We start from the raw sequence: 20,527 nt of genomic DNA, 5'->3' as shown, positions 1-20,527 counted from the left end.
GTTTTTCAAGCTCGCTATAAGTGGCGTCGTGAGTATTATTTGCTTTTCTTTAAACGCAAAGTCACGCAGAGACCGCCGTTTGGATTGTTCTCAATCAGTAGTTCTCCACCGTACACCTGCATGATATCGCGCACAATCGCCAAGCCGATGCCGTGACCGGGGGTGGATTGATCGGCGCGCACACCGCGTTCCAGGATTCTGGCGATTTCATGCGGTTGGATACCGGGGCCGTCGTCCTTGATTTGGATCACCACCTGATTTTCCTGATAACCCGCCGCTAAATGGATGCTGTTGCGGCACCATTTAAAGGCGTTGTCGACCAGATTACCGAGTAATTCCATCAAGTCGCCTTCGTCGATGCGCAGGCCGATGCTGTCATCGATGGCGACGGTTATTGCAGGCTGTTTGTTGCGGTAGGCTTTGGTGACGGTGTTGACGATCCGGTCGGCCATCGGGCGTAACAGAATCAATCCCATGCCCGGTGAGCTGCCGGCGGTTGCGGCGCGGCGCAGCTGGTACTGGATCGTGTTGTCCATGCGGTCGATTTGTTCCTGAATCGTTTTGCGCCGGATGGCTTCATCGTCTTCACTATGAATGGCGCCCTGTAGGACGGCAAGCGGTGTCTTGAGGCTGTGCGCCAGATCGGCGAGGCCGTTGCGGTAGCGTTTTTGCTGTTTGTGCTCATGCGCGATCAGAGAGTTGATGCTGTCGGTCAGCAACTGGAGTTCGCTCGGATAAACGCCTTTCAACCTTTCCTGTTGGCCGGATTCGATCGCGGCAAGCTCCACCGATACCTTGCGCAATGGCTGCAAGCCCCAGCGCAATACCAGCATTTGCGTGGCTAACAGCAAAATGGCCATGGCGCCGAGCCAACCCCATAAATCTTCGCGATAACGGTCAATTTGCGCTTCAAACAGTACGGTATCAGTGATGACATTGAAAGTCAGCGGATAATCGCCGGACGGTGTTTCCCAAGCCACGCCATAGCGGTAAATAAAATGCGACTCGTCGTTAATCATGATTTGCGCGAATTCTTTTTTGCCTTTTTCCAGCAAGGTAATGTTCGGGATCGGTTTGTTCAGCGATGATGTGGAGCGCCAGGCGATGGTGTTGGCCGGGCCGATGATGAAGGCATAAGTATCTGAGTTTACGTGACCGAGTTCGGCATCGAGTAAGTTGGTCGGCACATCCAGCTCGCCGGAATCTTCCACTTCGGCGTCACCCATCAGCATCAGTACCTTCGCAAACAGCCGGTCTTTGACGCCGACGCGGGCACTGTCATAAAAAGCGCGATCCAGCGTCCAGGCGATGCCGACGATAAAAATCAATAACACCAGCGTTGCGCTGAATAAAATGCGCCGGTTAAGCGACATCATGACGATTTGTTGCACTCCAGCGTGAAGCGATAGCCGCGGCCGCGCATGGTTTCGATCGGATTCAAGGTACCCTCGGGGTCGAGTTTGCGACGCAGCCTGCCGACCATCACTTCGAGCACGTTGCTGTCGCGATCTTCGTCGTGCGGGTAGAGATAATCAGCCAAGGTGTGTTTGGATAGCACTTCACCGTGATGACGCACCAATTCTTCCAGCAAGCGGTATTCAAACGAGGTCAGTTCGATGCTCTCTCCATTGACGGTAACGGATTGAGCCGTGACATCGAGCGTGATCGGGCCGCATTTCAGGAGGGTTTGCGGTATGCCGGTAGAGCGGCGCAACAGTGCTTTGACCCGGGCTTGCAGCTCTTCCATCTGGAATGGTTTGGTCAGGTAGTCATCCGCGCCCATTTCCAGCCCTTGTACCTTGTCCTGCCAGCTGCTGCGCGCGGTTAGAATCAGAATCGGCAGCAAACTGCCGCGTTCGCGCAATGCTTTGATAATCTCCAAACCGGATTTGCCGGGCAGGCCGATATCGATAATGGCGGCATCGAGCGGATATTCGGTGGCGAGAAACAATCCTTCATCGCCGTTGCTGCACGTGTCGACCATATAACCGGCCGCTTCCAGTTGCTGCCGGATCTGGTTTTGTAAGCGGAATTCGTCTTCAATGACCAGGATGCGCATCGTTTACTCCTGCGTACATAATAATTTGCTTGGTTGAACCATGGGATTGCAGTGCGCGTGCTAATGCGTTGAAATGACCGTGCCATCCAGCGCATTGATCAGAACCATATGGACTGTGCCTTGGTTGCTGAGAATTTTGATGCGGTAAGTATGATCGGTCTGATTGATCGCCAGCACGCGGCCTTTGAAATGCTGTTGCGCGATGGCGATTGCCCGCTGCTCCGTGATGCCAGTAGCCGGATCGTTTGGCGTGGGATGTTCATTGGCCGCACTATGCCTGCCGGCTGTCGCGGGCGTGAATGCAATGATCGCTAGCAGTGCAATGATTGAAATTTTCCACCATCTATTCATAAACAACAATCCCATACATTGGAGGTAGAAATCAGGTTGGTAACAGATACGGTATTTTCATGCCTGTTACCAGTCACAACGCGCGTCAGAAGCGTATCATAAAGTCCATATTTCCGGTATTAATGCCCATCATCATTTGCGGAGGGACAACGTATACCGGTGCTGGGTAGTAATTATAGTTATATTGCGCTGGCGGATAATATCCGCGTGGTTGGCTATAACCGTAATTATATCCGCCACCGATGAAATGCTGGTGCCGGTGATGTCCGTGGTCATGGTGATGATGATGGTGGCGATGATGACCTCTGCCTGCTTGCGCAAGCGATGGGGCGGCCAAAGTGATAGCTAAACACAAGGCAAGCATAAGACCGGATAATTTTATTTTTCTGGTTTCCATTTTATTCTCCTCTCAGTTGTTAGTTGTTCATGCAAATTGATTGCTGATGGAGCCAATCTACGCCGGTTTGTATGAACAAAAACTGAATGGAAAAAGTAGCGAGCCGAATGATGTTTGGTCTATTCGGTAATGCTCGTGAGTAGAATATTTGAACATTGTTCGCCGTCTTTTTTCATAACCGCCTTAAAACGGTAAGACGAAATCCAGCGAAAATAAAATTTGATCCTTGTTGCCTGCGAACGGCCGGTAAGCTGAGGTTTTATAGGCATCAACCCGGTCGTAGCGAATATTTGAACGGATATTCAATTTTTTGATGAAATCCCACTGGGATTTAAATGTTCTGGCTATTTTCCAGTTAATACCGGCGGTGAAGTTATAGTAGTCGGCGGGTGCGATCGTTACGCTGTTGATGTTGCCGGCGTAACTGGCGGGTATGCCATTGATATTGTTGGTGGCGGCTGCAACGCGGAACGGCGAAGGATTGCGGAAACCATCTTGATCGCGGAACCATTCGCCGCGTATGCCGACCGATACGTTATCGGTAAGGTCGTGGTATAAATGCGCAATTGCGCTGAACCATTCGGCGTCTTTGATGACGTTGTTGTATTTGAGATTATTCAGCAAAATACCGCCGGCATGGCCATGAACATGGTGTAGAACTATCTGAGTCTGCGGTGTGATCTTGTGTTGTAGCACGACATTATAAAACCCCCATATTTCGCTGCTTTGTTCCGAGGTTTTACCATAAGTGCCGGAAAGATGGAATGAAGTCGCTTTATCGTCGCTGCTCCAGGTAAAACCGGTAATGCCGTTCCAATTTTTCAACTGTTTGTCCCAACCTGCGTCCCATCCGCCGTTGGCGCTGCCGGTGAGCGGACCGCCTAGAATCAGCCAATTGGAATTGATTTTGTAATTAAAGAGCACGCCGGTGTGCGTGAACGGCTCGCCGATATTTAAAGTATACGCGCGCGTATAGAAGAAATTATCCGGCGCTGGAACGGTTTCGAAGCCGGTTGGTGTATAAAAATGACCGAGCTTGATGTTGAGGCCGTTGCCAATCGGTACATAAGTCTCCAAGAATGCCTGTGGCAAGGCAATACCGTATGTGCGCGTGGAGGCGCAGCATAAATTGAGATCCCAGTTGCTTCTTTTTAGGGGGGCGCCGGTATTGACATCGAAGGCGGGTACACCGAAGGCTTGAGTAAAAATGGCATCGGTGCCGAACATGAAATCAAAGCGTCCGCCGAAATCCCATTTATTGCCTTCCGACACCACGGGGCGGCGCATGAACAGGTTTAATTGGTTCAGTTGAAAGCGATTGGCTTGGTCTGCAAAAATGACCGGGCCGTTATAGCCGCCTGATTGACTGGGATTGAATGTGGCGCCGCCATGAATCCAGCCGCCGAATTCCAGTTTTTTATAGGTTAGAAATTTTCTCAGCTCATTAGCGTAGAGATTTTCAGTATCCATGAAAAAAACGGAAAAATAACAAGCAATGGTTAACAATAACCATTTTGAATATATCGAACGGCCTTGCATTGGGAAAATGTATGTTTAAAAATGTTTTAATCGATGGCGCGTGATTCCGAAGTCAATGGGAAGCGGTATTTCTGACACGATATTCCCGTTGCTGCTACAGCATGACAAGACTGTGGTTACTCCAATTCAGCGGGGCGCACATTATAGCCACAAAGCCCGCATCGATAAATCATAAATCGGTATAGAAAGCCGATGTCACGCAGCCGGATCGATTACTGGCGGCATGCTGCGCCGGTTGATGTTAAAGAAAGCGCAACCAGCTTTGAGGATGCCGCCATTTCAAATTGCGGTAGGCACGGCAGATGGGGTACAGAATGATCAGCGCCAGCAACGTGATCGCGTAGGTTTGTTCCAGGCTGCCGCGTTCAAACAAAGGCTTCAGTGCCGTCAGCACGGCGAAGTGGGCGAGATAGAAGAATAACGCGGTTTGCCCGAATACCAGCACGGGGCCATTGGGGTGGATGGTTTTTTTCCATGACTCCAGGCGCATCAGCAACGACAGCATGATCGCCATCAGACCCAGTTCCAGCAGCGTGTACGCCAGACTGGGCGGGTATTTGCTGACGTGCAGCCAGTGCACCAGAGTGTTGCCTTCCAGGTGCATGAATAGATTACCGTAGCCGTCCAGGCCGCGGATCACCACGAATAGCGTCAATGCAAACCAGCCGCAGGTCATCAGCAGGCGCTCCGGTTTCCATGAGTTGGATTGCCTAGCGATGAGCCGCTCACCGAATACCCAGCCGAGCATCATGATGCCGAGCCACGGCAATGCTGGGTATAACACCGAATACTTTTCGCCGAACACCGGGGCAAAGGTGATGGCGAGCCAGAAGGGAACCTCGCCACCCGGTTGCCACAATGCCATGAGCAGTAATTCACTCCCGGCGGCGATCAGAATCGCCAGCCAGAAAACAGTGCCAGCGCCGAGACGTTGCAGATGCACCATCAGCATCATGCTGATGCCGATGGCGTACAGCACTTGCAGCACCGGTTTGCCGCCAATCAGCGAGAATAGCGCGATGTCGAGTAATGCGATGAAGGCGCCGCGCAGCAGTAGCTCGCGGTCAATCGCGGCGGTGCTCATGCCTTGTTGTTGCCGCTGGAAATTGCTGATGGCGATCGAGGTGCCGGCGAGAAATATAAACGTGGGTGCACAGATATGGGTGACCCAACGGGTGAAAAACTGATCGGCTGCGAACTGAGCACCCGGTTGGTAGAGTAAAACCGAATCGGCGAAAATGCGCTGGCTGTTGAAAAACCACGAGGTATGATCGAGTGCCATCAGAATCATGACGATGCCGCGCAGCCAGTCGATGGCGGCGATGCGTTGCGCGTTTTTATCGAGTGGCATGGTTGCGGATTGGCAGTAATTACAGCAGAACCAGATTGTTCCTGTGAATCAGTTCCGGTTCGTCGACATAGCCCAGGATCGCTTCGATTTCACTGCTGGGCTGTTTCAGGATTTTTTGCGTTTCCACGGCGCTGTAGTTGATCAACCCGCGTGCGATTTCGCGGCCGTCGGAGTCCAGACAGGAAACCGTTTCACCGCGTTCGAATTCACCATTGACGTCAGTCACGCCAATCGGCAGCAAACTTTTGCCGTCATCGATCAGGGCTTTGACCGCGCCTGGGTCAAGCGTGACGTAACCGCGCACTTGCAGATAATCGGCGAGCCATTGCTTGCGCGCCGCCAGCACCGGTAATTTGGCGACAAAACGGGTACCGATGGCTTCATCCTGGCTTAGGCGCACCAGCACGTTGTCTTCGTGCCCGGAAGCAACGATTGTGTCCGCACCGCTGCGTGCCGCGCGTTTGGCCGCGATCACTTTGGTTTGCATGCCGCCGCGGCTGATGGCGCTGCCGACGCCGCCGGCCATTTTTTCCAGCGCCGGGTCGCCGGCGTGGACTTCGGGTAACAATTTCGCATCCGCATTCTTGCGCGGATCGCTGGTATACAAACCGGCTTGATCGGTCAGAATCACCAGCGCGTCGGCTTCCACCAGATTGGTAACCAGAGCCGCGAGCGTGTCGTTATCGCCAAAGCGGATTTCATCGGTGGCGACGGTATCGTTTTCGTTGATGATGGGGATGATGTTCAGTTTGAGCAGCGTGGTCAGCGTCGAGCGTGCATTCAGATAGCGTTTGCGGTTCGACAGATCCTCGTGCGTCAGCAGCACTTGCGCGGTTTGCAGACCATACTGCGAGAAGCTGGATGCGTAGGCTTGCGCCAATCCCATTTGGCCCACGGCGGCCGCTGCTTGCAATTCATACAGTGCAGTAGGGCGGCTTTCCCAGTTGAGCCGTTGCATGCCTTCGGCAATCGCGCCGGAAGAAACCAGGATGATTTCCTTGCCCATTTGCTTGAGTGTGGCGATTTGCGCCGCCCAGCCGGCCAGTGCGGCGTGGTCGAGTCCTTTGCCTTGATTGGTGACCAGGCTGCTGCCTACTTTGATGATGATGCGGCGTGCTTGCTTTAACATGGATTCGCTAGTTCGTTTTCCGGAATCGGGTTTTCAGGTTGTGGCGGTAGATGCTGCTCCAGATATTCCATGATGGCGTACGTCAGAAGCTGGCAGCCTTCGCTCGTCAATGCCGAAATGATGAAGTATTTGTCTTGCCATCCCAGTTTTTCCACAAACTGACGACAGATTTCGTCGCGTTCGTCTTCCGGCATCATGTCGGTTTTGTTCATCACCAGCCAGCGCGGTTTTTGATACAGTGCTTCGTCGTATTTTTTCAGCTCTTCAGCCAGTGCTTGGGCTTCATGCACGAGATCGGTATCTTCATTCGGCGGCATCATGTCGACCACATGCAGCAGCAGCCGGGTGCGAGTCAAATGTTTCAGGAAGCGATGCCCTAGTCCTACACCTTCGGCCGCACCTTCGATCAGCCCAGGGATATCGGCCATGACGAAACTGCGGTTCTGGTCAACGCGCACCATGCCAAGGTTCGGTTGCAAGGTGGTGAACGGATAGTCGGCTACTTTCGGGCGCGCGGCCGATACTGCGCGGATGAGCGTGGATTTTCCAGCATTCGGCATACCGAGTAAGCCGACGTCGGCGAGCACCTTGAGTTCCAGTTTCAACTCGAGTTCCTGGCCGGGCTCACCGAAGGTGAATTGCCGTGGTGCGCGATTGGTGCTGGATTTGAAGTGCAGATTGCCGATACCGCCGTTGCCGCCTTTGGCTAGAAGAATTTTTTGCTGGTCATGCACCAGATCGGCGACGACTTCACCGGTATTGATATCCTTAATCAGCGTGCCGACCGGCATACGCAGAATGATATCTTCGGCGCTTTTTCCATAGCGATCCGAGCCTTGACCGTTTTGGCCATTCTTGGCGCGGTGAATGCGGGCGAAGCGGTAATCGATCAAGGTATTGATGTTGCGGTCGGCTACGGCAAATACGCTGCCCCCTCGGCCGCCATCGCCGCCATCGGGCCCGCCCTTGGGGATATATTTCTCGCGCCGGAAGCTGGCGACGCCATCACCGCCTTTGCCCGCCAATACCTGGATAACCGCTTCGTCTATGAACTTCATAAGTAACTGGTTAATGATTCCTTGCTGTTTTTACGGCATCCTGCAAACAAAAAAGCCCCATCGGTTGCGACAGGGCTTTTTAAGTAAATCAGGTGTATTTGTTTTTTACGCAGGTATTACGCTTGCTACTTTGCGTCGTAATGCACCCTTGATACTGAAATTCACTGTTCCTGTCACTTTGGCAAATAAAGTATGATCTTTACCGATGCCGACATTCTCTCCCGGGTGAACCTGCGTGCCGCGCTGTCTGATGATAATCGATCCGGCTGAGATCAATTCACCGCCGTAGCGTTTAACACCAAGCCGTTTTGAGTGTGAATCGCGTCCGTTTCTAGAACTTCCGCCCGCTTTCTTATGTGCCATTTATTGCTCCTTAAGCCTTAAGCTGAAATACCGGTGATTTGTATTTCAGTATAATTCTGCCGGTGACCTTGATGCTTTTGGTAGTGTTTGCGACGGCGCATCTTGAAAATGCGAATTTTGTCGTGACGGCCTTGACCAAGAACCGTCGCACTGACTTTGGCGCCACTGATAAGCGGTGTGCCCACGGATACTTTGTCACCATCAGCCACCATCAATACCTGATCGATAACAAGCTCACTGCCATTTTCCACTTGCAGTTGCTCCACCTTCAGTTTCTCACCCACTTGAATTCGATACTGTTTACCGCCGGTTTTTATGACCGCATACATAATTAACTCCATGCTTCCCTTTTACAGAACCGCGAATTATACATAAATAGCCTTTGATTGTGGTGGAAAATTTCATGCAATTTATCATTATGCTTGACACTTGGGCGTCGTCATTCCTAACATAGCGTTTTCTACAAGGTATTATTGTGTCAATCGAAAATATTAGAAGCTTCATCGCGCAAGACATGAACATCGTTGACGATGTGATTCGCGCAAAATTGCATTCTCATGTCCTTCTGATTCGCCAGGTTAGTGAATATATAATTGATAGCGGAGGTAAGCGGCTACGCCCTGCATTGGTGATTTTATCGGCGGGCGCGTTTGGGTATAAGGGTAAATTTCATTACAACCTCGCAGCGGTTGTCGAGTTTATCCATACCGCAACTTTGCTGCATGATGATGTGGTCGATGAGTCGGAACTACGGCGCAATAGAGAAACCGCCAATGCATTGTTTGGCAATGCCGCCAGTGTTCTGGTAGGGGATTTTCTTTATTCCAGGGCATTCCAGATGATGGTGGAAGTCGACAACATGCGCGTAATGCAGGTCTTGGCGGACGCTACCAATACGATTGCCGAAGGGGAAGTCCTGCAGCTGCTCAATTGCCGCGATCCGCAAGTGACGGAAGAAAACTATCTGCAAGTCATTCGTTATAAAACCGCCAAATTGTTTGAAGCAGCAAGCCGGTTAGGCGCGATTCTCGGTGGTGCGACGCCGGAAGAAGAAAATGCCATGTCGATTTACGGTATGCATTTGGGCACAGCATTTCAACTTATTGACGACATGCTCGACTATACCGGCAACAATCAAGATATCGGCAAGAATCTGGGTGACGATCTGGCCGAAGGAAAACCGACATTGCCGCTTATTTATGCCATGCGTGTGGGTACCCCGGAACAAGCCGGCATTATCCGCAGGGCGATTGAAAATGGCGGGGAAGAGGGGTTTCAGCCCGTCCTTGATGTGATCCAGAAAACCGCAGCACTGGATTATGCGCGGAAATGCGCCGAGGCTGAGATTGTAACCGCGACCGCTGCGATAGCATCCTTGCCGGATTCGGAAAACAAAAAATGCCTTATGCAATTGGCGGATTTCGCCATTACCCGCAATCATTAAAAAACATGAGAAATTGTTGTGCTGATTAACTCGTGATCACCCTATGGATTTTGAAGGAAGTGTTTTTTCTCTTCTATCGATCAAGGTTGTTTCAACTACGGTATATGCAACGCAACATTTTTTTGTGTTTCCACTCCTGAGTTTTATCCGTTTTTCCATCAAAATTATTTTGATCTGATCAAATTATTATTTTATATTTCATATTCTATTGATAGGGAATAAAACCCCGGTTAATCGATCATTTGCCACGGCAAAAAATTGTTATGCTGATCCGGCTATGGCAATTAAATCCGGATTGGCAGGTTATTGATGCGCGGCAATGCGAATGCAATACACTCAATAAATCAGATTGATGCCATAAAGGAAGTATCAGAATCAATATGGGTAAATTAATTTTTTACGTACTGATCGCACTGCTGATTTATTGGATAATCAGAAGCCGCCGCCCCAAGCAGGAAAAGCATGAAGCTTCACCGGAATCTGTTGAGGATATGGTGAATTGCGCGCAATGCGGTGTTTATCTGCCGAAAAGTGAAGCTATCCATAGTCATACTAAATATTTTTGTAGTCACGAGCATTGTGACTTGTATATAAAATCTTCAACTTGAGCCGATTTTTGTGTCAACTTCACGATACCTCTCACCCCATAAACATTCATTATCTTGGCCGCTAGAATCAGGCACAACGGCGGCTGATTATACTGGTCAATACTGGCGTTCTCTCTATTATTTCAATTGCTTCCGCTTTGTGATCGGCAGTGGTCTATTGATTGTCTCATGGCAATCCGGATTCGCGAACCTTGGTTCTTATCACTATCAGCTGTTTTTATATGCCGGCATTGGCCATGTGCTTTTCAGCGGCTTGTTCATGCTGCTGATCAGGTTGCGTTTTCCTTGTTTTAACCGGCAACTGGCAATCCAGGTCATCAGCGATATCGCATTTTTCTCGCTGATGCTTTATGCCAGTGGCGGCTTACAAAGCGGTTTGGGTGTTTTATTGTTGGTATCGCTGGCTGGAGCGGGTCTTATCAGCCGCGGTCGCTTAGCGTTGTTTTTTGCTTCTATTGCGACGATCAGCCTGCTGCTGCAGGAAACGTACTCCTTATGGACGGTCGATCATTACGCTGCGCAATATTCGCAGGCTGGTTTATTGAGCATGGCGTATTTTGCCGTTGCCTGGCTGGCGCATCGATTGGCCAAATATACCTTGGCCAGTGAACAGCTGGCCAAAGAGCGCGGCATCGATCTGGCGAATATGGCGCAAGTCAATCAATTGGTTATTCAAGACTTGCATGAAGGGGTATTGGTTGTCGATCAGTACGGTTATATCCGGCAGCGTAATGCCTATGCGGAACGGTTATTTGATCTGAATGTATCTGCGGATAAAGCGGAACGGCTCAAATTATCCGATTGTATGCCCGAGTTAGCCAGCCGTCTTACCAGCTGGCAGGGTGATAGCAGTATCAGTTTCGATTTGCTGCGCCTAGCCCATAGTAACGCCCTGGTGCGGACGCGTTTTCTTCCAATACAAGCGGATTCCCGCAACGGCGTTGTTATTTTCCTCGAGGATATGGGGCGCATACAGGCGCAGTTACAGCAGTTAAAACTTGCCGCCTTAGGACGTCTGACGGCTAACATTGCCCATGAAATCCGTAATCCGCTGTCCGCCATCAATCACGCGGCTGAACTATTGGAAGAAGAGCAGCTTGAGAGCAATACAGATCCGCGCCTTGTACGCATCATTTGTGATAATACCCGGCGTTTAAACAAGATCGTCCAGGATGTGCTGCAATTAAACCGGCGTAATATTGCAAAGCCTGATTTGATTGATTTACATGAGTTTATGGGAAAATTTCTGGAGGAGTTTTGTCACGCGGAAAAAATGGACGGGAATGTGTTCGTGTTGAGAAATTCCAACCATCACTGGATAAGTTTTGATCGCGATCACTTGAATCAAGTACTCTGGAATTTATGCCGCAATGCGTGGAGACACTGCTGCAAACAGGTGGGTAGTGTTCGCATCGAGTTATCCGTAGCGGCCAATGAAAATAATGTCTGCCTGGATATCGTGGATGATGGTCCGGGTATCGATCCGCAACAGGTGAAGCAGATTTTTGAGCCGTTTTTTACCACGGCTGCCGGAGGTACCGGTCTGGGTTTATATATTGCGCGCGAATTGTGCGAAACCAATCAAGCCTCGCTGGATTACATTGAAGGTTCCAGCGGCGGACATTTCCGTATTATTTGCCAAAGTAATCAATCATGTCTGTAGATAGCGAACGATCCGTCAATTCCCATAGAAAAACCGCTTCTCCGCATATTCTGATTGTGGATGATGAACCCGATATTATCGAATTACTTGAATTGACGCTGGCTCGCATGGGAATGGATGTTTCCAGTGCGCAGTGTATTGGCGACGCCAAGCAGTTGCTGCAATCCCGGCAATTTCAGTTATGTTTGACCGATATGCGTTTGCCGGATGGAGATGGGCTGGAGCTGGTTAAATATATTGCACAGCATTGCGCGGATTTGCCGGTCGCCGTGATCACTGCGCATGGCACCACGGAAAATGCCGTGGCTGCGCTTAAAGCCGGCGCCTTTGATTATTTGCCCAAACCGGTTTCGTTAAAACAACTGCGCGATCTGGTCAAATCAGCTTTGAGCCTGCCGCCGATGCAGCCTGAATCGGCAGTGCAAGTCAGTCAGCGTGTGTTATTAGGCGAATCTCCGCCGATGCTTCAGCTGCGCGCAACGATTGATAAACTTTCCCGTAGTCAGGCTGCGGTTTACATCAGCGGTGAATCCGGTAGCGGCAAGGAACTTGCGGCCAGAATGATTCATGAGAGGAGCGCGCGTCACACACAGCCTTTTGTCGCCGTCAATTGCGGTGCGATCCCGGAGAATTTGATGGAAAGCGAGTTTTTCGGGTATAAGAAGGGCGCCTTTACCGGTGCGGAAAAAGATCATGACGGTTTTTTTCTGGCAGCGAATGGCGGTACTCTGTTTTTGGATGAAGTCGCCGATTTGCCATTGACGATGCAGGTCAAACTGCTCAGGGTGATACAGGAAAAACAAGTCAGGAGAATCGGTGAGACACAAGAAAAAAGTGTCGATGTGCGCATCATTAGCGCCACACATAAAAAACTCAACCTGTGCGTCGAGACCGGGCAATTCCGCCAGGATTTGTACTACCGGCTGAATGTGATCGAATTGAATATGCCGGCGCTACGCGAAATGCGCGAAGATATTCCGCTGATCGCAGAAGCCGTGCTGGCCAAGCTATGCCGGGAAGCGGGGCGGCCAGCTTGTGGTCTGAAGAAAGACGCGCTGGCACTGCTCAAGAGCTACGATTATCCGGGTAATGTGCGTGAGCTTGAAAATATACTGGAGCGAACACTTGCGCTGTGTTTTGACACGGAAATTGGAAAAGAGGATTTGCAGTTACCACATAAAGCAAAAGAGATTCCGCAAATTGCCACGATCAGGCTCCCCGTCGATCTGGAACAGAATCTGCCGCTGCAGGATTTTCTCGATCGACTGGAGAGAGATTCCATCGTCAAGGCATTAAATGAAAACCGGTACAACCGCACCAAAGCGGCCAAGATTCTGGGGATTACGGTCCGTTCGCTGCGTTACCGGATGGAACGTTTAGGATTAAATGACAGAGCGTAGCGGATTAAATCGTCCATCAAGTCTTTTTTCTTAATCCAGGAGACACAATTATTATCGCCGCTGTAAGGTGATTATGTATCCGTAGCTTGGGGAAGCGTTGATTAATTCAACGAACGTGATGAAGGGCGAGGCGCACGGAACGCAACAACCGAGACATATCAATCTGATAGGCGAGGAGTGAGTACCGCGCAACGAAGCAATTCGTTCGTGCAGTCAATTAATCAGCGCTTCCTTAGGAAATTTACTGATTGGACCAGTATCTGAGTATTCTATCCTTATCAAAGTACAAATAAGTTCCGGTTCCAATGCCAATGAAGTCGGATCCGACAATGATGGAGTCCGCTCCGGGAATATGGTATTCCCAGGTATCTCCGCTCGAGCTATTGCGGGTTCTATAACACCACTTGCAAGGAGATCCCCAGGAAGCAATCACTTGCTCCTGCGTCATGCCTACGGCGAGCTCCTTAAGATTGATCGCTCTGCGAATTTCTTCCGGCAGATTGTTGTCTGCTAAAACTTCCTGCTGGATGCGATTGTCTCTTACCGCGCTACATCCACTCAGTATTAGGACTGTTGCAATCACTGTAATAGCGAATCTCTTATTCATAAAGAAAATTATCCATAACTGGATCAAGTGACAGATTGGCAATTTTAGGTTTCATAGTGAAATAAGGAGCGTTTTTTTATTATATGACGACTAATGTTGAAGTCTTTTTAAATTGAATAATTAACAGTATGATAGTTTAAAAATTTCAAAGGAATATTTTTAATGATATACATAATATCCAGATTTACCTTGCTTGTTGTTCTATCATTACTTTTTTCGTTTCAAGCGCATGCGCGTGAAACAATAACTGCCGACGTTTATTTTAACAGGGCTGGCACGAAGATTCTAAGCGGTGTTGCTAATGTGGCTACCGGTTGGATGGAGTTGCCGAAAAATATCTCTTTATGGAACCAAAGAGATCAAAATGCGTTGATTGGTATTACTGAAGGATTGTTATGGGGCGTTTTTCATACGGTTGGCAGGACAGGCAATGGCGCATTGGATCTTGTGACTTTCTGGTTACCCACTTATCCGATTCCGGATCCGCTGTTTGTCTGGGATGATTTCTCAAAAGAATCGGAATATCACGGTTGGCGGATGGGCCGGTGATTTTTAACTAATGCAGATCGTTCGTTTCAGTTTGGGGAAGAAGCACCACAACACGTATCCGGATTTTTGCGCACACGATTTAGCAAACCGCTTTTCTGGTTTGATCGGATTGAGCGGTGGACTGTGGATATGTGTTTACTGATTCAACTGAAAGTACATAGGAAACAAAACGGGAGCTTAAGCTCCCGTTTTGAATTAAATCAAAATAACTACCTTACCAATTATTTTCTACGGCGTGCCGAGAATCCTAGCAGGCCTAAACCAACCAGCAACATAGCGTAGGTTTCTGGTTCTGGAACGGGCGAGACGTACCATGCAGAATTTGGCGAGAAGCTTGTGCCTTGCACATGTAAAGCCAACTCTCCGTTAATCGGGAGATGCGAGCTGCCTAATCCAAAAGCATCCCATGAAACTGTTTCGCCAGTTTTAAGCTTATCGCTTCCACGGCCAAAATCATATCTAAAATCAAAGCTGCCGCCGGGGCCGCCACCGGGGTTTTTGCTAACAGTACTCACGCCACCGCCGGGTACGACTGTTACAGAGCTAGGTGTTAAACCATCTACAGCCATTGCACCGACAAATGCACCAGAGCCAAATGCGCTTAAATTAATATTGTGAAGAAAGAATGACCAGTGTCCGCCACCCAGATCATTGATATCCAAATCTGCAAGGTGCACTGTTGTGGGGCCGCCGCCGGATAGCAGGTGCCCAAAATGATAAGTTGCTGCTTGGGCACCGCTTCCGATAACAAGAGCGCCCGCTGTGATAATGGACATTGCCAGTTTTCTTAACATCATTTTTACTACCTCCAAAAAATTCTTAAATCAGGTCTTGTGTCACTTTTATCCATCTAGCAATCAACACGTCTTCCTGCTGGTGCTAACAATAACCGCGGGAGCAATCGAAAACAATAGATCACTCCTCCCGATTTATTAGGATTCTTGTCCTAAGTAAAATCAATGCTCACTTAATAAGTGAAAGTACGGTAGTATTTTTTGACTAGGGCGCAACAGGAAGCGGTGCGTTTGTTTGCTATGTATACAAGGCATAGATGCTTGTATCAGCTTTCACAGTCAGTACTTATGAAAACAAAAAAGCACTTAGAATATACATTTCTTAAGTGCTTGATTTGTTTGGTTGCGGGGGCAGGATTTGAACCTACGACCTTCGGGTTATGAGCCCGACGAGCTGCCAGACTGCTCCACCCCGCGTCAGGAGCGGGATTATAGCACAAGCAAACACGAGCAGGTCAATGAACATTGATTACAGTCTTTTTAATTAAGAGAATTTAATTCAACATTGTGACAAATTATTATTCCATCGGGTTTGTTTATGCCGCTGCCAGGCAATTTCTTTTTTGATGGCGCTATCAATAATCTGCAGGACATTGCCAACGTTAACAGGTTTGTTTTGCTGTTTAATGGTTCCGGTTAAGCGTGCCTGAGGTAGCTTCCCGCGTTGATAGTAAGACCATATTTCCGCCGCATAGTCGGATTGTGCTAATTCCGGCGCAAAGCGGCTCAAAAATGTCGTCAGGTTATCGATGTCGCGTTTGATCATATGGCGCGCTTGGAAATTACTGGCTGCGTTAACGGCCTGGGGTAGATCAATGATTACCGGGCCATGGCTATCGACCAGCACATTGTATGGCGACAGGTCGCCGTGCACGATCCCGGCGCACAGCATGGTGACAATTTGCTCGATTAAAATTTTGTGATAGGTGCGTGCTTGCTTTGGCGTTAGTATCAGATCATTCAACCGCGGCGCTACATTTCCTCCCGCATCGGTAACCAGCTCCATCAAGAGCACGCCGGAAAAAAAGTTATAGAATTTCGGCACGCGAATACCTGCCATTCCCAGGCGGCATAGCATGTCGACTTCGGTGCTTTGCCAGGATTCTTCGCGTGCGCTGCGGCCATAATGGCTGCCGTTCTCTATTGCACGGGCGCGGCGGCTGTTTTTAGTCTTGCGCCCTTCGGTGTAGCAGGCGCGTTGATGGAAATTGCACTTGTTGCTTTCTTTGTATACTTTGGCGCAACGGATTTGCTCGCCACTGCGCACCATATAAATCATCGCTTCTTTACCGCTCATGAGCTGGCAAATTACGCTATCAATCAAACCTTCTTCAATCAGCGGTTCTAGTCGTTTGGGTATTCTCATAGGGTTTATGCCGGCGTACGTGATTAAAGTACGCTTGTCATCCTCCTGCCGGGTAATGTAAATAATGTGTTGTCCTTGCCGCGATCATCGGTATCAATCGAATTGGGATAACCACGTTGAACAAATTGTAGGAAGAATGATTTCTTTTTGGAATGTGGCATATTGTCGCGCGGCAAATTGCCACATAACAAATTGCAAAAATGGAATATGGAAAATTTCTCCCAATTCCATCAATTCAATGAAAAAACCAGCGCTACGAGTTCACGCTAAATCGTTTAAAATAGCGCGGGAATATACAGTTTGGCCGCCATATTGCGAAAATTCCGGGCGGCAGCGTCATGGTTATTGCCTTCACCATTCTCTGGGAGAAGTTTATGCAATCCGAAGAAGATTTATTTACCCACCAGGATACGCTGGCGAATTTGCATGAAAATTTCCCGTTAACCGAGAAATTGCGTTTTCTGCATCAAATCATCCGCCAGGATTTTCCCTTTGTCGACCGTTTGGCGATTGCGTTGTTCGATGAAAAAACGGAAATGCTCAAAACGTATACGCACAGTACCGAAGGCAACGATAGTCCGGTGACCACCTACGAGGCGCCGCTAAGCGGTGCGCCGTCGTTATTGGCCATCATTGAGCACCGCCGCCCGCGCTTGGTGCAGGATCTGAACCTCTTTGCCAAAGGCACGCACGAACACACCAAGCGGGTAGCCGCCACAGGTTATAAATCAAGCTATACCATGCCACTGTATCAAAGCGGCGCTTTTATCGGTTTTTTGTTCTTTAATTCGCTGCAAGAACACCCTTTTGAGCCAAAAGCGCTGCGCCAGATCGATATTTACGGTCATTTGATTGCGTTGATGGTGATCAATGAGCTTTCCGCCATACGCACCTTACTTGCCGCCGTGCGTGCGGCACGCAGCATGACGCATTACCGCGATCTTGAAACCGGTTCGCATATCGACCGGACTGCACACTACGCCCGCCTGATCGCACGTGAACTGGCGCCGAGTTATGGCATTTCCGATGAACAGATCGAACATATTTTTTTGTTTTCACCGATGCACGATGTCGGCAAAATCGGCATTCCGGATAACATCCTGCGCAAACCCAGCAGGCTGAACGAAGCGGAATTCGATATCATGAAAACGCATCCGGCGAAGGGCCGCGAGATCATTGATTCCGTGCTGGAAGATTTTGGTTTGGGCGCGTTTGGTCACACCAATATATTGCGCAATATCGCCGAATTTCATCATGAAGCGGTCGACGGCAGCGGTTACCCGAATGGTTTGAAAGGCGAGGAAATTCCGATTGAAGCGCGCATCAGCGCGGTAGCCGATGTTTTCGATGCGCTAACGTCGCGGCGGTCGTACAAGGCACCGTGGAGTAATGAAAAAGCATTCGGTATGCTGCGGCAAATGTCCAATTCCAAGCTGGATCAGGATTGTGTCGAAGCGTTGATCAATAATGCCGCGAAAGTGCTGGAAATACAGCAGCGCTTTCGCGATATCGACTTGATGTAGAGATAAAAACCGGAGAAATTTAAGTGCTGGAGCCGTCGCGTTTGATCCAGTGCTGAACCACCAGGCTTCCCACTAGATCGCCCTCAACATTCACCATGGTGCGGAAAGTGTCGAGTATCCGGTCAATCGGCAGCAATATGGCGATGGCTTCGGCCGGTAAGCCAACCGATTGCAGCACCATCACCATCGTCACCATACCGGCGCTGGGTATGCCCGGCGCGCCCATGGCTGCTAGCATTGCGGTGACAAATACGATCATCTGTTGCATCAAACTGAGTTCAACCCCCACCAGATTGGCGATGAACAAAGCGGCAATCGCTTCGTAGAGCGCCGTGCCATCCATATTGACGGTGGCTCCCAACGGAATGACGAAACCCGCGACATCGCGTTTGACATGCAAATGCTGCTCGGCGCAGCGCAACGTAACCGGTAATGTTGCTGCGCTTGAACTGGTGGCAAAAGCGGTGATCAACGCTTCACGCCCGCCCAGCCAGAATTTATACGGCGTGACACCGGTCATTGCATACAGAATCAAAGGCAACACCACCACACCGTGCAACAGCGTGGTGCCTAACACGACCGCTACAAACTTGAGCATCACCATAATCAGACCGGTATCCTGCGTGGCGACCAGTTGCAACACCAACGCCATGATACCAAATGGCGCCAGGCGCATGATCCAACCCACCAGCATCATGATCAATTCCAGAAATTCCTGCATCAGCGTCAGGATATTACGGTAGCGTTCACCACCCACCACCAGCGCGATACCGAGCAGCAACGCGAATATCACCACCGCCAGCACATTACCTTGCGCCAGCGCCGCGATTGGGTTTTGGAACAATGAATGGAGGAAATGCGCGAAGAAATCGGGCAGCGACATCTGAGTAGCCTGAAAACCTTGCATTGCATCCTGAAACATCGCGATCTGCAATTCACTGCCAGGCCGGAAAATATTGGCAGCGGCCAATCCGAGCACGACCGCGAACGCCATGGTCGACATAAAGAAAATCAACGTAACTTGCCAGACGCGATTCATTTGCTGGTGCGAGCGCAGATTGGCGACACCGACCACAATCGACGTGAAAACCAGCGGGATCAGAACCATGCGCAGTAAATCGGTAAACAAGGTGCCGGTCAGTTTTGCGGCATACAGCCCGCCTTGGCTGATCTCGGATTCCTGCCCCAGTATCGAAAACCATAAACCGAGTAGAACACCCGATAGCGCGCCGAGCAAAATCTGATTATTGAGCGATAACTTGTTCACAGACGGTTTACACCCAATCCTTGCCGATCAAAAAGTCTGAGTACAGTTTGCCTTCCGGGGTGTCCGCTGCCGGTTTCCAGTCGTAGCGCCATTTCACAATCGGCGGCAATGACATCAAAATCGATTCGGTGCGTCCGCCCGTTTGCAGCCCGAACAGCGTGCCGCGATCCCACACCAAGTTGAATTCTACATAACGCCCGCGCCGGTACGCCTGAAAATCGCGTTCGCGTTCGCCGTACGGTGTGTCCTTGCGGCGTTCCAGAATAGGGCGGTACGCGTTGAGAAAGTTCTCGCCGACGTTGCGCGTGAGTTTAAAGCAGGTATCAAAATCGGGTTGATTCAAATCATCGAAGAAAACGCCGCCGATACCGCGCGGTTCCTTACGGTGCTTTAAGAAGAAATAGTCGTCGCACCATTTTTTCAGGCGCGGATAAATATCGCCGCCAAACGGTTGCAATGCATCCTTGCAGGTTTGATGAAAGTGGATCGCATCTTCCGCGTAGCCGTAATACGGCGTCAGATCCATACCGCCGCCGAACCACCACACCGGCTCCGCGCCTTCCTTGCGCGCCTCGAAAAACCGTACATTCATATGCACCGTCGGCGCATACGGATTACGCGGATGCAGCACCAGCGAGACCCCCATCGCTTCAAACGAACGCCCGGCCAGTTCCGGGCGAGCCGCGGTAGCCGATGCGGGCAATCCCGCGCCATATACATGGGAGAAATTAACGCCGCCGCGCTCCAGCACATTGCCTTCTTCGATCACGCTGCTCATGCCGCCGCCACCTTCCGGACGATCCCATTGATCGCGCTTGAATGGCTTGCCATCGACCTGCTCTATCCCTTTGACGATGCTGTCCTGCAAACTGATAAGAAACTCTTTCACTTGGGGTGTGTTCATGCAAACTCCTGGTTCTAATGTTATGAAAATGGCTCAAAACGCGCCCATGCCGGACAATAACCGCATTTTAGCGCAGGTATAGCATGTGGATGGCATTTCATTGTTGACGCGCCTCAAGTTTGCACCTGATTGTTATCCTCGGCGGGTGGTCAGCA

General features: G+C 50.0%; 21 protein-coding genes and 1 tRNA gene. 6 read left to right on the top strand and 16 right to left on the bottom strand.

Translation table 11 applies throughout. The features are described from left to right. Positions 1-35 precede the first annotated feature (35 nt). From R2083_RS09690 to rplU, 10 genes are all read right to left on the bottom strand, one after another. Positions 36-1,376 carry an ATP-binding protein gene (locus R2083_RS09690; RefSeq protein ID WP_317538337.1) on the bottom strand — a complete coding sequence of 447 codons (1,341 nt, stop codon included), beginning with the start codon at positions 1,374-1,376 and terminating at the stop codon, positions 36-38. Further along, entirely contained in the window at positions 1,373-2,059 is a 687-nt protein-coding gene (locus R2083_RS09685) for a response regulator transcription factor (RefSeq protein WP_317530352.1), read from the bottom strand. The genes R2083_RS09690 and R2083_RS09685 overlap by 4 nt, the downstream gene beginning before the upstream one ends. A 60-nt stretch (positions 2,060-2,119) precedes the next feature. After that, complete coding sequence (locus R2083_RS09680) at positions 2,120-2,410, bottom strand: PepSY domain-containing protein (protein ID WP_317530353.1); 291 nt, start codon at positions 2,408-2,410, stop codon at positions 2,120-2,122. Between the two features lie 85 nt (positions 2,411-2,495). Beyond that, the gene (locus tag R2083_RS09675) at positions 2,496-2,807 is read right to left on the bottom strand and encodes a hypothetical protein (RefSeq protein WP_317538336.1); all 312 of its coding nucleotides are present in this window, start codon (positions 2,805-2,807) and stop codon (positions 2,496-2,498) included. A gap of 183 nt (positions 2,808-2,990) precedes the next feature. Then, positions 2,991-4,277 carry a porin gene (locus R2083_RS09670; protein WP_317538335.1) on the bottom strand — a complete coding sequence of 429 codons (1,287 nt, stop codon included), beginning with the start codon at positions 4,275-4,277 and terminating at the stop codon, positions 2,991-2,993. A 310-nt stretch (positions 4,278-4,587) separates the two neighbouring features. Continuing rightward, on the bottom strand, positions 4,588-5,697 hold the full coding sequence (locus R2083_RS09665; protein ID WP_317538334.1) for a DUF1624 domain-containing protein: 1,110 nt from the start codon (positions 5,695-5,697) through the stop codon (positions 4,588-4,590). Between the two features lie 19 nt (positions 5,698-5,716). After that, complete coding sequence (proB, locus tag R2083_RS09660) at positions 5,717-6,826, bottom strand: glutamate 5-kinase (protein WP_317538333.1); 1,110 nt, start codon at positions 6,824-6,826, stop codon at positions 5,717-5,719. Beyond that, a complete protein-coding gene (cgtA, locus tag R2083_RS09655) occupies positions 6,820-7,884 on the bottom strand; it encodes an Obg family GTPase CgtA (RefSeq protein ID WP_317530358.1) in 1,065 nt (354 codons plus the stop codon). Before cgtA ends, proB begins: the two co-directional genes overlap by 7 nt. 105 nt (positions 7,885-7,989) lie before the next feature. After that, positions 7,990-8,247 carry a 50S ribosomal protein L27 gene (rpmA, locus tag R2083_RS09650; protein ID WP_090320750.1) on the bottom strand — a complete coding sequence of 86 codons (258 nt, stop codon included), beginning with the start codon at positions 8,245-8,247 and terminating at the stop codon, positions 7,990-7,992. A 17-nt stretch (positions 8,248-8,264) separates the two neighbouring features. Next, positions 8,265-8,576: a 50S ribosomal protein L21 gene (gene rplU, locus R2083_RS09645; RefSeq protein WP_317530359.1), complete on the bottom strand. Its 312-nt coding sequence runs from the start codon at positions 8,574-8,576 to the stop codon at positions 8,265-8,267. A 146-nt stretch (positions 8,577-8,722) separates the two neighbouring features. Here rplU and ispB point away from each other — a divergent pair, with 146 nt between their 5' ends. The 4 genes from ispB (at position 8,723) to R2083_RS09625 (ending at position 13,362) form a co-directional block, all read left to right on the top strand. Next, positions 8,723-9,691: an octaprenyl diphosphate synthase gene (ispB, locus tag R2083_RS09640; RefSeq protein WP_317530360.1), complete on the top strand. Its 969-nt coding sequence runs from the start codon at positions 8,723-8,725 to the stop codon at positions 9,689-9,691. A gap of 380 nt (positions 9,692-10,071) precedes the next feature. Further along, positions 10,072-10,299 carry a PP0621 family protein gene (locus tag R2083_RS09635; protein WP_132426674.1) on the top strand — a complete coding sequence of 76 codons (228 nt, stop codon included), beginning with the start codon at positions 10,072-10,074 and terminating at the stop codon, positions 10,297-10,299. Between the two features lie 157 nt (positions 10,300-10,456). Beyond that, positions 10,457-11,962, top strand: coding sequence for a two-component system sensor histidine kinase NtrB (locus R2083_RS09630; RefSeq protein WP_317538332.1), 1,506 nt, complete (start codon positions 10,457-10,459; stop codon positions 11,960-11,962). Continuing rightward, positions 11,953-13,362 (top strand): sigma-54 dependent transcriptional regulator, encoded by a 1,410-nt coding sequence (locus tag R2083_RS09625; RefSeq protein WP_317538331.1) that lies wholly within the window; start codon positions 11,953-11,955, stop codon positions 13,360-13,362. The genes R2083_RS09630 and R2083_RS09625 overlap by 10 nt, the downstream gene beginning before the upstream one ends. 241 nt (positions 13,363-13,603) lie before the next feature. On the opposite strand, the gene R2083_RS09620 is transcribed toward R2083_RS09625, so the two are convergent. Next, the gene (locus R2083_RS09620) at positions 13,604-13,969 is read right to left on the bottom strand and encodes a hypothetical protein (RefSeq protein WP_317538330.1); all 366 of its coding nucleotides are present in this window, start codon (positions 13,967-13,969) and stop codon (positions 13,604-13,606) included. Between the two features lie 162 nt (positions 13,970-14,131). Here R2083_RS09620 and R2083_RS09615 point away from each other — a divergent pair, with 162 nt between their 5' ends. Next, positions 14,132-14,518 (top strand): exosortase system-associated protein, TIGR04073 family, encoded by a 387-nt coding sequence (locus R2083_RS09615; RefSeq protein WP_317530364.1) that lies wholly within the window; start codon positions 14,132-14,134, stop codon positions 14,516-14,518. Between the two features lie 221 nt (positions 14,519-14,739). Here the strand turns inward: R2083_RS09615 and R2083_RS09610 are convergent, their stop codons facing one another. The 3 genes from R2083_RS09610 to R2083_RS09600 form a co-directional block, all read right to left on the bottom strand. Beyond that, complete coding sequence (locus R2083_RS09610; protein ID WP_317538329.1) at positions 14,740-15,315, bottom strand: FxDxF family PEP-CTERM protein; 576 nt, start codon at positions 15,313-15,315, stop codon at positions 14,740-14,742. Positions 15,316-15,652: 337 nt separating this feature from the next. Continuing rightward, positions 15,653-15,729, bottom strand: a tRNA-Met gene (locus R2083_RS09605). Positions 15,730-15,811: 82 nt separating this feature from the next. Continuing rightward, the gene (locus R2083_RS09600) at positions 15,812-16,678 is read right to left on the bottom strand and encodes a PA4780 family RIO1-like protein kinase (protein ID WP_317530414.1); all 867 of its coding nucleotides are present in this window, start codon (positions 16,676-16,678) and stop codon (positions 15,812-15,814) included. Positions 16,679-17,052: 374 nt separating this feature from the next. Between R2083_RS09600 and R2083_RS09595 the strand changes: the two genes are divergently transcribed. Continuing rightward, positions 17,053-18,201, top strand: a complete 1,149-nt coding sequence (locus tag R2083_RS09595) for an HD-GYP domain-containing protein (RefSeq protein WP_317530415.1) — start codon at positions 17,053-17,055, stop codon at positions 18,199-18,201. Between the two features lie 19 nt (positions 18,202-18,220). Here R2083_RS09595 and R2083_RS09590 read toward each other — a convergent pair whose 3' ends face one another. Continuing rightward, positions 18,221-19,468 (bottom strand): dicarboxylate/amino acid:cation symporter, encoded by a 1,248-nt coding sequence (locus tag R2083_RS09590; RefSeq protein WP_317538328.1) that lies wholly within the window; start codon positions 19,466-19,468, stop codon positions 18,221-18,223. Between the two features lie 7 nt (positions 19,469-19,475). Next, positions 19,476-20,372: an oxygen-dependent coproporphyrinogen oxidase gene (hemF, locus tag R2083_RS09585; protein WP_317538327.1), complete on the bottom strand. Its 897-nt coding sequence runs from the start codon at positions 20,370-20,372 to the stop codon at positions 19,476-19,478. Positions 20,373-20,527 lie beyond the last annotated feature (155 nt).

The organism is Nitrosomonas sp. Is35, from assembly GCF_033063295.1.
Lineage (GTDB): Bacteria > Pseudomonadota > Gammaproteobacteria > Burkholderiales > Nitrosomonadaceae > Nitrosomonas.
The sequence above is the reverse complement of the archived record's forward strand: the minus strand, read 5'-3'. Positions and strand labels throughout refer to the sequence as shown.